The organism is Leptolyngbya cf. ectocarpi LEGE 11479 (assembly GCF_015207065.1).
GTDB lineage: Bacteria > Cyanobacteriota > Cyanobacteriia > Phormidesmidales > Phormidesmidaceae > Leptothoe > Leptothoe ectocarpi.
In genome coordinates this window covers 1-13686 of record NZ_JADEXP010000007.1, presented here as the reverse complement: position 1 = coordinate 13686, position 13686 = coordinate 1, and the positions used below count along the sequence as shown (strand labels likewise).

Below are 13686 nucleotides of genomic sequence, written 5' to 3'. Positions count from 1 at the left end.
TATTTGGACAAAATCTGTACATTGGCTGATAGGTCTATCCGTATGGGAGGGTAGGTTAGAAGCGTAGTGCTAACCAAGCCAATCCAAGGCTTTTCAGGTTTTCAACCCGAGTGATAAGAGATCTGATTCCCCTGGGTAGCTTAAAAGCTAGGAGCTAGACGCTACATCCCAAACCTCAAGGAGACACAATACATAATGAAGACAACTCTACGTGCCAAGTTATTGCAGCACCTAGCAAGCAAGAAAAAAGCCAACGCAGGTTTTACCCTCATTGAGCTGCTGGTTGTAATTATCATCATCGGTATTCTGGCTGCGATCGCACTACCTTCATTCCTTAACCAGGCCAACCGCGCCAAGCAGTCTGAAGCAGAGACCTATATTGGTACCACCAACCGCACCCAGCAGGCCTATCGTCTAGAGAACAGACAGTTCTCAGATGACTTTGCTAAGCTAGGCGCTGGCATCAAAACCGAGACAAATAACTATCAGTATGGTGATACCAATGGTGGCGGTGGAGCTGGATCTTCACCTGATAACATAGGTCAGACATCTGGATTGACTGGTAGCGCTGGCCTAGCAGAAGGTGTTGAATACTTTGCTGTTTCTCAGGATCCAGCTGCCCTTAAAGACTACGGCGGTGCTGCTTACATTGTTGCAGAAACTACTACTGGTGATGCCACCGCAACTGCAGTTCTTTGTGAAGAGCGGTCTGTTGCAACTGGTTTATTAGATCAGGCGATTTCTTTTGGCAGCTCTAATGTTGGTACTAGTACTGCAGAAGTAACCGGTACAAACTGTGATATCGAATAATTAGACGATGCTTTGCAGTGAAAATTAAAGGGTGAGTTTAGTTTTAGTGATGCGCTCATCCTGATTTAGCTAAAAGGGATAGCTTTAATGGCTATCCCTTTTAGCTAGGGTTACTTTTCAAAAATGTAAAGCTATCGAAAATAAGAGCTCAATATTCCGAATGACATTGAATTGGTAAGGCAAGGAGCTATCACCATAGCAACCTCTAGAGAATATCAACAACTAATGGTTATTGTTGATAGCAGATCAGATGAGTTGATATAGCATGTCTTTTTCAAAGATTTTTGTGGCAGCATTGTTGTCAATCATTACACTCAGTCTGCAGTATTTTCGACTGATTCAAATAAAACAGGGAAGTCGTCATGTGCTCCCGTTAGAGGAACGTCAGGATGTAGAAGTAATGAGAGTGAAAGCGATTAGTCGCTCTCCGGCCCTGGGTTTTGAGAACCTATTAGCCGATGGTGTGTTTCTAAGCTTTCTACAATACTTTGGTGATTCCGAACAAAGGCAAGAGTTTGGATATGGTCTGGCTCCCATCTATTTTGAAGGCTTAATTGATCGTGACCCAAGGTTTATAGAAGCCTATCTATATCTTTCGAATACAATCTCTTTACGCTTAGGACGACCCGATCAAGCGATTGCCTTAATGGAAAAAGGGCTAGCTTCCCTCACGCCGACCACACCGCCCCGCGCATATTATATTTGGCGATTCAAAGCTATTGATGAGCTATTGTTTTTGGGCGATGGAGAAGCAGCAAAAAAATCGTTTGAAAAAGCAGCTGAGTGGGCCAGACAATCCTCCGATGAAGAGGCTCCTCTTATTGCTGAGATTTCTAGCCAAACCGCCCAATTTTTAGCCGAAAACCCTGTTAGCCGTTCGGCTCAGATCAGCGCCTGGGCTCAGGTCTTGGTCTCTGCCAGGGACGAGGAAACGGAACAGATTGCCACTGAAAAGATTGAAGCACTAGGTGGTACTGTTGTGGTGAATGAAGGGGGCCAGGTTTCGGTGAATTTCAACATATACGATGAGTAGTGCGATTTAATCGGATAATTCCTGGGCAGATATTAGCAAATCCTCTCTCATTGGCTGTAGTTTTCCATCTAACTCAGGAAAGTAGCTCGAGGATGGAAATAGCCCCTCAAAAAAGCGTTTCACCGGTAAGTTGTCGAGCAGAGGTAGGTAATCTTTAGGATTGATACCATCCACATGACGGCTAAGCACACCAAATCCCAGACGTTCATTTCGAGGCTGCACAATAGGAGCCGTCTGTTTGAGCCAGTCATCAAAACTTTCAGCGGCATTCATGCTGGTAACTAACTGCTCAATCTGTGTTTCAGATATTTCTGCATCTACTTGAGATCCGCCGGTTGCTGCCGATATCAGTGCCTGAGTCAGCAAAACTCCTCGTTCCTGAGGCTGCTGCCATGCCTGCATACTCAGCTTAGCGGGCGTAGTAGCAAGCTTAGTAAAGCTGTCTGATAGCGTTTCTCCTCTGGAGATGGCAATCAGAGAGGGGGCAATCTCAACATTAGCCTTTTCCCAATCTGTTGCTGCGGCTGTGAGATCACCCTGCCACCAGTACAGACTGCCTCGCAGACGATAGACATAGGCTTCGAGCCGAGGTGATGCGTTGTTTAACAGCATAGAACATTGTTCTATAGACTGCCGTAAAACAGACTCATAGAGCGGAGAAAACTGTGGAAATTTCCAAATGCCGCTGGATATGATGAGAGGATGGCGCAACACTTCTAATGTGAGAGCCTGACTCGCTAGCTCAGGTTGGCCTAAACGTAGCAGGCTATAGCCTAAGCCCAGAAAGACACCGGGTTTAGCTGGGATCAGTTGAACAGACTGGGCAAACGCATTTTTGGCGGCTTCAGCATCGACTGACATTAACAGCCAGCCCAGGTTAGATTGACCAAATTCTTGATAGGGTGATGCCTGATTACCCTGGGTAAACCAATCAATCGCTGGTGTGCGAAACTCATCAGGAGTTTGAAAACTAAGATCCCCCAGGTGCCAGCCTAGCTGGTAGGGGTAATAGGCTTCCCAAGGAGCCAGCGTATGGGCCTTTTGTAGCTGCGTTGTAAATGTGGTCAAGTCCTCTTTTTGCAGGGCTTGAAATGCATGACTGGAAGCGGCCCAGGCGCGATGGATTGGGCTCAGCCACCAACAAACGGCCAGTATGACTCCAAGGCCAGCGATCGGGATGGTGCGATAGGATTTGTTGCTTGTTGTTGGGGCTTGTTTTGTAGTCAAGCCTGACGGTGAAAAAGCTTTACTGAGAACGGTCAAGTAGAGAATAATCGTACCGCTAATACATAGATTATCTAACTGATAATCGGTCAGACTGATAAGGCCATAGGCGACCAGACCAGCTAAAAGGCTCCATACAAGGGGGCTGGGAAGTGTGCGTGAGAGGGGCGCGGACTGGGCCCATTGCCAAGTAGCCTTAATAATCAGAGCAATTAGAATGAGGCATGCCACTACGCCCCATCCCCCCAGCTCGGCCCAGAGTTGGGCGGGGGTACTATGGAGTTGAAAATGCAGCTCGGCTTCTCTACCGGCCCAGTAAGGGCGATACCGCTGATAGAGCAAGGGGACACTCCCTGGCCCGGCCCCAACTAAGGGGTGGTCTGCCCCAATCTGCCAACCGGTCACATTCGTAATCCAGCGATAGGCAAGTTCTCCGCTAGCGAAATTGCCGTGGAGGATCGCTGCGAGAGAATTACGAGTGCGGGTGTTGGTGAACACTCCCCCGATCAGGATGATGGCGATAACACCACTCATCAAGGCGATCTTGAGCTTTGACAGTTGGCTACGCCACAGGGTGATGCCTCCCCCAACAACAGCTGTGAGTAACAGGGCCAATACCCCACCCCGCGAGCTGGTGGTGTATAGATCGACGATGCCCAGCAGACAGCCGCTTATCCATAGCCAGCGCCAAGGCCCTGAGCTAATCAGAGATAACCCACCCAGGAGGGGCAGGATCAACAACAGATAGCCAGCGACATAGTTTTGATGGCCAATCGGGTGCCAGTTGCGCAGGCTAAGTCGATTGAAGTTAAATGTTTCGGTAATGCCAAATTGTTGTAGCTGTTCTAGACGAGAGAGTTCGGGTAAATAGGTTTGAAACAACCACAGTCCTAAACTAGCTACGATAAAGGTGCAGCCTAGGACAGCCTGATATCGAAGCAGTTTAATGGCTCGTTCTGGTGTGTTTAGCCACCCAGAGATGGCATAGATAGCTGATATCCCACCAAGAGCGGCCCAAGCATACCAGCGGGCCTGGTTAGGAAACTCTGCGAACAGTGTGGAAACGAGCAGGCCTAGGGTCAATAAGGCTATGGCTACATCGAATCCGATTCCTAAACTAAACTGCTGCCAAGGTTTGAACCATAGCTGCCACAGCAGCCAGAGCATGGGCAGCACTAGCGTCACCTGCCAAATAAATGCCCAAGGCCAGGACACCATCATGGAATGGCTACCAGGGAGCAGCGTAAAGAGGCTATATAAGCCCAGCAGGAGCAGCCCTAAAAGCGTGCCATCGGATGAAGATTTAGATGGAGATCTATAACTAAGGGGCTTTGGTGACAACTCTGATGGCGGCATAGGATTATAGGTCGGGAGGGGAGGTGTTTTAACCAAAAATAATGGTTTGGAGTAAAGAGCTGTAGAGAAATTAGTACGCTCCTAACCCGTTAAACACGATGCGTAATGTGGCGACTAAGATTTCCAGATCTAGGTTAAGGGACCAGTTGTCGATATAGTGCAGATCTAACCGGGCGGCATCGTCAAAGGTTTCAATGGTAGACCGGCCTGATACTTGCCACAGACCAGTAATCCCAGGCAGTACCTGATGACGAATATGATGCCAGGTTTCAAACTGAGCGACATCCCTCAGGGGTAAAGGACGCGGGCCGACCAAACTCATTTGCCCTAACAGCACATTAAATAGCTGAGGCAGCTCATCTAGACTGCTGCGTCGTAGAAACTGGCCTACGGTGGTCACCCGTGGATCATGCTGCAGTTTGAACATAATTCCATCTGTGCTCTGGTTTTGTTGTTCTAACTTGGCCTGACGTTGAGGGGCGTCGACGGCCATGGTGCGAAATTTCCACACCTTAAAAACTCTGCCTTTAAGACCTATACGGTCTTGGCGAAAAAAGACGGGGCCAGGGGAGGTGAGTCGGATTGCGATCGCAACCCCCACAAACACCGGACTCAACCCCAATACCGCCAGCATGGCTAACCCATAGTCCAGCCATCGCTTGAGCCGATAGTCCACACTCTGAAAAATAGAGGTTTCGATCATCAGCGTGGGTAACCCGGCCACGATTTCTGGCATGCCTCGCCGGTAGAGCATTTCTCGGCTCGACGGCAGCAGCCGCAGCGGAATGTTGGCACTGCGTAATCGCCAGTACAGTCCTGAGGCCAGCTCCACATTAGGAACGTCTTCGGCGAGAACTTCATCGGGGTGGGCCGCCAAAATCTGCTGAAATGTGGACTCCGCATTGGCTGTGGACACCATGGCCGCACCTACAACCTGGTAATGGGACCGGCGCTCTAGGGTTTTTGATAACCTGTGCATCCGATTTGGGTTCGTAATCAAAAATGCACGCAATGACGGGCGCGCGCCCCGTAAAGAGTTCAAAAATCCGTTGGTAAATAACCGAGTGGCCAATACGAGCACCACACTCGACACCCAGGCACTAAAAAAAAGCGATCGGGGAGCATCTAGCTTGGGATCGTAAAAATAAGCCAGAACCAGCGATATAAAGTAAACCCAGCTGACTAACTGCGCTGCTCGCAAATAGTCCCTGGCGCGCACCGTGGCACCGTAGAGACCGTAATGGGTAAATAGGAGCAGTGTAGCCCCTGCAAACAGCCAAAATAGGCTAGGTAACCCCAACCACACCCACCACACCAGCTGGGCCGGAATCGGTGAATAAAACTGATTTAAGAACCGGGCTAACTGCCAGGCTACCCCTAGGGCCAGGGCATCACTCAGCAATAAGCTCAATACTCGAATGCTATGCCAGCCCCAGCGTTTCCAGGAACTGGCGCCACGAGCTGCCCGAATATCGGTACCGATGGGCCATAGAAAATGTGGCCTGCGGTTTGATTTTAGGGAGGACGGCTCTTTCATGAAACGGTTTGGAAAACAAGCACCCCAAGCGCAAACGTCAACCGGAAGAATGCTCTGAGTATGGCTTTAGGATAGACCGCATTGCTTGATTGATTAACTGCAGTCCAAATAATAGGAGAAAGGCCGAATTGTTCAGCACGTAGCGTCGCCACAATCGACGGGGCTCTTGCCATAGCCGATAGGCCCATTCCAGCCCCCAAGCCATCATCCACCGAGGCGCTTGGGAGACGGTGCCGCTGTGGAAACTAAAGGCAGCACCCACTCCAATCATGACCGCGTTGAGTTTGCCCTGCTGGCGAGCCATCCATTCCTCTTGCTTGGGACAGCCTAACCCAACAAAGACGACAGCGGCTCCGGACTGGCGAATAGCCGCAACGTCAGCGGCTTCTTCGGCTGGCGTCAGCGCTCTGAAGGGGGGCGCATGGCTACCGGCAATAATTAGGCCTGGAAACTGCTGCTGTAAATTTTGTGCGAGGCGCTGCACCATGGTGTCAGTGCCTCCGTAGAGATAGATGGGCCGTTGCTCTTGAGTTGCGCGATCGCACCAGGCCAGCATCAAGTCAGGACCATACACCCTGGGCTGATGGGTCACCCCTAATCGGCGTAAGCCCCAGACTAAAGGCATGCCATCAGGGGTGACCAGGGCTGCATGGTTGAGAATCTGGCGATAGTCTGGGTTCCAGTAGGCGGTCATGACGACATGGACATTGGCCGCGACGATATAGCAGGATTGCTGGGTTGTAGTCCATTGGGAGATGCGATCGCACACATCTCCATAGCTTGTAGCGTCAATAAAAACACCCAATATAGCAATCCGATATTCATCCATAGTATAGGTACCCATTTCCCTGGCAGGGCTATTTCATTCTAAAAACGTCCATCAGTATGTCTAGCGATTGCTCACAGCATCGTTTTGCCTGAGCCATATTGGTCCAACCATACTCGCGATACAGGTTAAGCGCCATATTGCGTGCTTGGACGAAGAGTCCCACGAGCGGAGTCGTGCGAATTCTCGATGCGTCTTCTCCTTGTGTGACATCCCGCACATAGTGGACCTTGTTTTCAACACCCCAATACCCACGAATCCTTTTAGCCAGAGAGGTTGCATCCTCCAACAACGACGTGATGTAATAGCGAGTCTCGTACGTATCAACAATCATATCGTCATAGATTATCGAACGCTTTGAGTCCACCCGAATGAGTGTTTTCAAGCCTGGCCACGCCCGAATATGACTCAGGTCTCGACAGATACTGACGGTGCGTTTTTCAATGCGACCGTGTCCTTTATCCAGATTCGTTACCGTTTGTTCAGCTTTAAAATTCGCTTTGACATCCGCGAGCAAGCCTCGCTGATTGCCTTAGGACTTACGCATTGACAGAACAGCCAAGTTGTAGGCGAAGCAGCATAGGATAAGTAGAGTTCCCTAGGGCGTTATCATGCGTCAGCCATCCAAACCGTCTACAGCCCAATGTATTAGCAGCCTGTACACTTTATTTCTGCTCTCTGAACCGAAATACGTCAGTTGCGTGCGGCTCTCAGAAATTCTGGAGCCCCTGAGCCATGACAGCGTCAATCGGTTTTTGCTGCGCGAACGCTACACGCCCCGTGACCTGTTTGATGAAGTCAAGGGCAACCTCGATTGGACGGCAGGCACGTTGAGCGTTGACGACAGTGTGGAAGACAAACCGTACCGTGACCCGAGTAAAAGTGCGTTTGTCGATTACTTCTGGTCAGGTAAACATAAGCGCAGTGTCAAAGGCATTAACTTAATCACGCTTTACTACACCGATACGGCGGGCAATTCCTATCCAGTCAACTTTAGAATTTACGATAAACAGGAGGGTAAGACTAAGAACGAGTATTTCCGCGAGATGGTGCTCGAAGTCATCGAGTGGGGACTCAAGCCAGCTTGGGTGACAGGCGATAGTTGGTACGCCAGCCTGGAGAATCTGAAGTTTCTCAGAAACGAGAAAGTGGGTTTTCTATTTGGTGTGGCGAGCAATCGTCAAGTTTCAATAGAACGCGGCAAGACGCGACCTGTCAAGGATATAGACATCCCTGAAGATGGTCTAATGGTATATCTGAAAGCATTTGGTTGGGTGAGCGTGTTCTGTCAGCCGTTCAAGAACGAACCGCGATACTACATTCTCTACAAACCAGATTTGGCAGCGCTTGAACAACTCACTCACGCTGACTTCAAGGCCATCCATGATGACCATTGGAAGATAGAGTGCTTTCACCGCATCATTAAGCAGGTCTGCAATATTGAGCGATTTTATGTGCGCGAGGAACAGGCGATTCGCAATCACGTTTTTTGTGCTTTACGAGCTTTTTGCAAGCTGCAAACGATGTGCATTCGAGGATTGCTCAACAACTGCTACGAGATATCGAGACAGTTATTCGTGCCCGTAATTCGTCAGTTCATTTTGGCAAACCTGGACGACCCCATGTTCGCCTGATAGCATGACGACATTTATGTCAATGCGTAACTCCTATGCCTTTGAGTGCCCCAAGATAGTCATTCTCACTGTCAACGATTAACTGGACCGTTTTTTTGAGTATTGATGGCGTCAAATGCAAAGACAACTCCTTTGAGGGCCAAGCGTTCAATCATCTCAGGTAATGCCTTGATTTCATTGGTCTTACGCTCGACTTCATAGGGGGGTAAAATCAAGCCTCGCTCTACCACATAGGCCGTGACCATCATAATCGCGGGATGAGCTTGTGTCTGAGGATTGTCCGTTTCTGTCATAAACGAGTGTTTGAGAACCTTGCCATCGGTTGCAACGGTCTCGCCTGGCTGAGGAACCACCTCAAAAAAAAGGCTGAGGCATTGAGCATAGGCCTCTTCATCGACCTTCAGTAACACACGTCGAATCGTACTGTAAGACGGCAAGCGATTTTTATCCGGCTTAAACAACGCTAGTAGCGGAGTGCGATACGACTTGAGCCAATCACCCATGGCAAGAAACCCTTGATTGCCAGCCGCAATGGCCAGGGTAAACAAGGCTAAACATAAGGTGTGCTGATGTCGGGTCCCTTGGCTGCGTCGAGCATCTGGTAGATCGGCGAAAGCATCCATGATGGCGAGTGAAGCCATATCAACTCTTCAATAACGGCCAGTCCATTATCGCTCCCTTTAGAATGAAATAGCCCTGTTTCCCTGGAGCCAACAATGTATCTTCATCATGATGACGTTGTCAGATTTTCTGCACATTAGGATCTTCTTTCTCTACATTTATTATTGAATATGAAAGCCTGGCTCTTTCGTCAGAAAAAATAATTCTATTTCTCAGCACTCAAAACAGCGATACAACCTTCTGCCTGCCACGGGAAAAAAGTAGTGATTACTCTTTCAATAGCAGCACTTAAATATACAATAGGTCGCTTATCTCTTACTTCAAACTGGTACCAAGCTAACTCTTCAATCTTTAATTTGAAGTTTAGAGCAAATGCCTCTAAGGTACCAGATGAGTAATAGGCTAAATGGTCAGGATGAACTTGCTCATACTTAAAAAATGATTTTAGAAATCGAATAATTCCTAACGCATTAGGAACTGTAATAATAATTGAACCTTTCCCATTTAAAGCTTTGATTGACTCATGAATAACTTTCCCAGGATTAGCAATATGCTCAATAACGTCAGCTAGCAATATTACATCAAATTCCTCTAACTCCAGATAGCCAAACATGTTCTCTGCATCAATCAATCTGACATCATAACCATGAGATTTCATCGCATCGATATCATTTTGAGCTATATCAATACCAACTACATGCTGAGCTACCTTGGTTACTTTATCATGTAGCAAATAGCCATGTCTTAAGGCATCTTCAAAAAATGGGTAATCAGTGCATCCTACGTGTAAAACTCTCTTGCTTTGACATCTTTCTAAAATAAATGAATCTCGTGAGAAACAACCACTGCCAACAATATTTTTACCAATACCCACTATTTTTACCTTGGTTTACTTCTGATTCCACCTCAGTTTGTGTGAGGAGATATAGGTAACGGTCTCCTACCATTGAGCGACGAGGCAATTAACAAGTTACGCATCCAATCGTCATGATATCGGAAGCCATTGAGTTGCTCGAACGGACATAAACAGCCGCCCTTTTGCTGCTGAGTTTTACGGCAAAAGGGATGAAAGTTCCACAGCATGGCCATAGAGCGAACAGAGCGTTCAGCCGATTCCCAAGAGCCGTGAAAATCTTGCATGGCATAGAGTGCTCGGTCGAGATAGTTCATGGGACGATCCACTTGATTACTGGTGCGATAGGCCTCAGAGGATGTATGAAAAGGGTTCCAAGGGGTAAAAAAGCTCACACAGTGTAGGCTGAAGTTTACATAAATCTCTAGCCCTGCGTGAGCCATGCCTAAAGCCTACACTAGCAGTCTCAGTCGTGCCCAATTTGAATTAATCGAACCCTTGCTACCCAAAGCCAAATCAGGTGGTCGGCCCCGTAGCGTCGACCTCTTTATTGTCTTGAATGCCATTTTGTATGTAGTGGTTCAAGGCTGTAAGTGGCGGGATATCCCCGGTGATCTATTGCCCTGGTCTACTTACTCACGGTAGACGTCTCGGTCCTCGACCAATTGCTCATAATCAATCCCCTCGGCTATCGGTAGGCAGATCGTTTTATCCCCGGCGATTCCTCGTCGCTTGCGTTTGGTCATCTGCTTTGACCTCCAAACTCTATGCCCTCATTTTAGCCAAACAAACTGAGGTGGAACTAGGTTTACTTCAACTCAATTAACATAAAAATCAACTATTGCGGAGCACTAATTGCTTGACTATAAATCTCAATTAATCTGTGATAGCTACTTTCTGCGTTGTAGTTTACTTCAAATTGTTGGCGAGCAAGTAAGCGCATTTCTTGCCACTGGCTTGGGTGCTCAAGCATCCAACGTGTCTGTTTAACTAGCTCTTCTGCGTTACCTACGCAGAAATGTAAACCTGTTTTTTGATGCATCACCATCGTTGTCATAGCACCCAGCTCGGAGCTGATCACTGGAGTCCCTTTAGCAAAGGCTTCTATAATGACTCGTGGCATACCTTCGTACCATAAAGATGGAAAGATCAATGCCTTGGCTTGCCCCATAATCTCTTGAACCTCTTGAATAGGACGAGGCCCCAGGTACTCTATGCCCAGGTGTGTTGAAGTGGCGTTACGAACCTCAGGTTCCAAAGGTCCACTGCCAATAATGCGTAAAGGAATATGCTCTCCTAGCTGTTTCCATGCCCTCAATAGAGTAGATATTCCTTTCTCTGGTGAGAGTCGGCCAACAAAAAGAACAAAATTATCATTCCCTGGTCCTATTTTTGGATCAGGATCAACAAAATTAGACTTTAATACGATCTTATGTTTTGGGATGCCATTCTCAGCATATTTTTGCTTAGCAAACTCTGTCAGGGCAATAAATAGATCAACTTTTCTAACATATGTTTTAAGAAGTCGGTGTAAAGCAATTGAACTACTAACAACGATTGAACCTGCTCTACTATCTCTATAACATTTATGTTGTATTCCTGACAAAGGAATTGCCTGTCCTAGACAATCTTCACAAACCTGTCCTTGCCTAAACAAATAGGCATTTAAGCAAAATAGTCTATAATTTCGAAGTGTTTGAATAATTGGGATTTTTTCTGTTCTTGCAGCGTAATAGATTGCAGGAGAAATTAATGGAAAATGATTTTGAACATGCAATAAATTAGGTTTCTCGCGTTGAATCAGAACTCGTATACTTTTATAGTCCTCAACGCTCCAAAGAGTCCTGACAGAGACGTTAAAGATTAAATCTTCTGAAATACTGTCATTATGTTTAACATAGCGGATAACCCTGTGCCCATAACGCTCCAACAAACTACTTTCGCTATCAAAGGATTCATCTTCGCCTCCCCGATTTTGATATCGGTTATGGGCCATTAAAATTTTCATTTAGGGTATTATGGCTATCTAAGTGATAAGGGTTTTAAGGCTTTAATCTCCGGCGACCTAACCATTTTACTCGAAGAGCCTGTCGAAGACGTTTAGGTATTAGCCACATACCTAAAAATAGCCCGTATTGAATAGGTAAAGGTTGTCCTGATTTAGTTGCTTCCTTTAAAATTAAGCTGAAGGCTGACCAGTCATTTTCCTGCGCAGCAAACGATCCCACAGCTGTTAGTAAAAAGGCAGAGTATGCCTTAGGTGTCAGCAGTTTTTGACAAGCTTGTACCCACTCAAAAGAATATTTCCATCCCCCAGCTTCACTCACTCGTGGCCTGCCCTCATCAATATGTAAAATGCCCAGTGGCGCATCAACAAATTGAAGATTCACCTGTTCATAGTTGCTGACACGAAGTAACCAGTCAGCTTCTTGATGGCGCTTTAGGCCTGCTTGAAAAGGATATTTTAGCAATAGTATCTTTGTTGTCAAAAGCATGGAGGTAGCTATACTTCCCTCTCCCCGAAAAAGACTCCTGCGGACAAAAAGGTAATCTCCGACCGGTTCTGAGTCTTGAGGTAGGCGCCGTGGCAAAATATAAGAGCCGCCTGGAGTTTCGACCTTTAATCGGCAAGCGATGATGGGATACCCCTGAGCCACCTGTTTAGCAGTCTCTAACTGCGCTTCTAGCTTCGTGGAGTACCATTCATCGTCGTCATCAAGAAAGGCAATCCAATGACCACGAGCCTCCATCACACCTCGATTACGAGCACCAGGTGCTCCTTGATTCTTCGATAATTCCACACAACGCAACCGATGATCTCTAAGGGTGGCAACCGTTCTGCTCGTGATAGGATCCTGCCCATCAATAACAATAATCAGTTCTATGTTAATAAAAGTTTGATTTAGTACTGACTTAGCCGCACGCAGTAGCAACTGCGGACGCCTAAAGGTTGGTATGACAACACTTATTATTGGTAATGTCATTACATTAAAAACCTAAGCAGATAGTGAATCGTAATATTGCATAGAAATCTTTGACATATATAGGATATGTCATGAATCCTTCTTGATATCGCTTAAGATTCTTTTTGCTTTTTCTATCGAAGATTCTTTGCCTTTATACAGCGATGTTGTACTTTTTTTTCGTTTTAAGGACTGTTGTGAAATTGCCTCTATCAGTTCTTTCGGATTAGTGGCCAAAAGAGCCATACTTGACTCTATTTGCTTAGGAAATAGCTGTACAGCTCTGTCATCAGTTATGACCGATGGCACATTGAAAAATTCAGCTTCTAAAACGACGCTTGAAAGCTGGGTAACATGTACGTCCATATGAGCCAATAGCGCTGGCAAAGGCAGTTCCGTTGCACTCTGAAGATTTACATCGTCTATAGCATTTTGATGTAAGATTTTATCTATAGATTCACTCTGTGACAGCATCGCTGGATGTAATCTCATCCACCATTTCCAATGCTTAGGTGATGCCTGAATTGATTCTATGAGCCAAACTGGTAAAGGGTCATTTATTGGTTGTAGCGTGAATAGAATGTTGATAGTTGGTTCAACTAGATTCTTATCTGCTTGAAATAAACTTGAAATCTTACTATTAACGTCTTTAAATACTTTTGAATGTTCGTTTTTCCATATCTCTAGAGTCAGATTGCCAATGGCAATGGGGTGATGATTTTGAGTTTTCCCATATCTCCATTTATTAATAAGCTTGACTTCAAAATCACTCCAGCATAAAAAATGAGAAGGTAGTAATTCATAGCCATTTGTAGGTACCGCATTCCAT

General features: G+C 46.6%; 12 protein-coding genes and 2 pseudogenes. 4 read left to right on the top strand and 10 right to left on the bottom strand.

All coding sequences use genetic code 11. The features are described from left to right. The first annotated feature begins 195 nt into the window (after positions 1-195). Complete coding sequence (locus IQ260_RS01900) at positions 196-810, top strand: type IV pilin-like G/H family protein (RefSeq protein ID WP_193990336.1); 615 nt, start codon at positions 196-198, stop codon at positions 808-810. Positions 811-1075: 265 nt separating this feature from the next. After that, on the top strand, positions 1076-1843 hold the full coding sequence (locus IQ260_RS01895) for a tetratricopeptide repeat protein (protein ID WP_193990334.1): 768 nt from the start codon (positions 1076-1078) through the stop codon (positions 1841-1843). A gap of 6 nt (positions 1844-1849) precedes the next feature. Here the strand turns inward: IQ260_RS01895 and IQ260_RS01890 are convergent, their stop codons facing one another. The 4 genes and pseudogenes from IQ260_RS01890 to IQ260_RS01875 form a co-directional block, all read right to left on the bottom strand. Continuing rightward, positions 1850-4288: an O-antigen ligase family protein gene (locus IQ260_RS01890; protein WP_193990332.1), complete on the bottom strand. Its 2439-nt coding sequence runs from the start codon at positions 4286-4288 to the stop codon at positions 1850-1852. A 205-nt stretch (positions 4289-4493) separates the two neighbouring features. Then, entirely contained in the window at positions 4494-5960 is a 1467-nt protein-coding gene (locus IQ260_RS01885; protein ID WP_193990330.1) for a sugar transferase, read from the bottom strand. Positions 5961-5997: 37 nt separating this feature from the next. Then, the gene (locus IQ260_RS01880; RefSeq protein ID WP_193990328.1) at positions 5998-6804 is read right to left on the bottom strand and encodes a WecB/TagA/CpsF family glycosyltransferase; all 807 of its coding nucleotides are present in this window, start codon (positions 6802-6804) and stop codon (positions 5998-6000) included. A gap of 13 nt (positions 6805-6817) precedes the next feature. Beyond that, positions 6818-7306, bottom strand: a pseudogene (locus tag IQ260_RS01875) (ISAs1 family transposase); the annotation flags it as partial. A 91-nt stretch (positions 7307-7397) separates the two neighbouring features. Between IQ260_RS01875 and IQ260_RS01870 the strand changes: the two are divergent. Beyond that, positions 7398-8420 (top strand): IS701 family transposase, encoded by a 1023-nt coding sequence (locus IQ260_RS01870; RefSeq protein ID WP_193990324.1) that lies wholly within the window; start codon positions 7398-7400, stop codon positions 8418-8420. A 71-nt stretch (positions 8421-8491) separates the two neighbouring features. Here IQ260_RS01870 and IQ260_RS01865 read toward each other — a convergent pair whose 3' ends face one another. The 3 genes from IQ260_RS01865 to IQ260_RS01855 all read right to left on the bottom strand — a co-directional run bounded on the left by IQ260_RS01865 (position 8492) and on the right by IQ260_RS01855 (position 10337). Next, complete coding sequence (locus IQ260_RS01865) at positions 8492-9061, bottom strand: ISAs1 family transposase (RefSeq protein ID WP_193990322.1); 570 nt, start codon at positions 9059-9061, stop codon at positions 8492-8494. Positions 9062-9246: 185 nt separating this feature from the next. Beyond that, complete coding sequence (locus tag IQ260_RS01860; RefSeq protein WP_193990320.1) at positions 9247-9915, bottom strand: class I SAM-dependent methyltransferase; 669 nt, start codon at positions 9913-9915, stop codon at positions 9247-9249. Between the two features lie 32 nt (positions 9916-9947). Further along, positions 9948-10337: a hypothetical protein gene (locus IQ260_RS01855; RefSeq protein ID WP_193990318.1), complete on the bottom strand. Its 390-nt coding sequence runs from the start codon at positions 10335-10337 to the stop codon at positions 9948-9950. Here IQ260_RS01855 and IQ260_RS01850 point away from each other — a divergent pair. After that, positions 10336-10527 (top strand): annotated as a pseudogene (locus IQ260_RS01850) (transposase); the annotation flags it as partial. The gene IQ260_RS01855 and the pseudogene IQ260_RS01850 overlap by 2 nt on opposite strands. A 205-nt stretch (positions 10528-10732) precedes the next feature. Here the strand turns inward: IQ260_RS01850 and IQ260_RS01845 are convergent. The 3 genes from IQ260_RS01845 to IQ260_RS01835 all read right to left on the bottom strand — a co-directional run. Then, positions 10733-11902, bottom strand: coding sequence for a glycosyltransferase (locus IQ260_RS01845; RefSeq protein WP_193990314.1), 1170 nt, complete (start codon positions 11900-11902; stop codon positions 10733-10735). A gap of 34 nt (positions 11903-11936) precedes the next feature. After that, positions 11937-12878, bottom strand: coding sequence for a glycosyltransferase family 2 protein (locus IQ260_RS01840; RefSeq protein WP_193990312.1), 942 nt, complete (start codon positions 12876-12878; stop codon positions 11937-11939). 69 nt (positions 12879-12947) lie between these two features. After that, positions 12948-13686: hypothetical protein (locus IQ260_RS01835; protein ID WP_228015388.1), on the bottom strand; the 739-nt coding region annotated here is incomplete at its 5' end.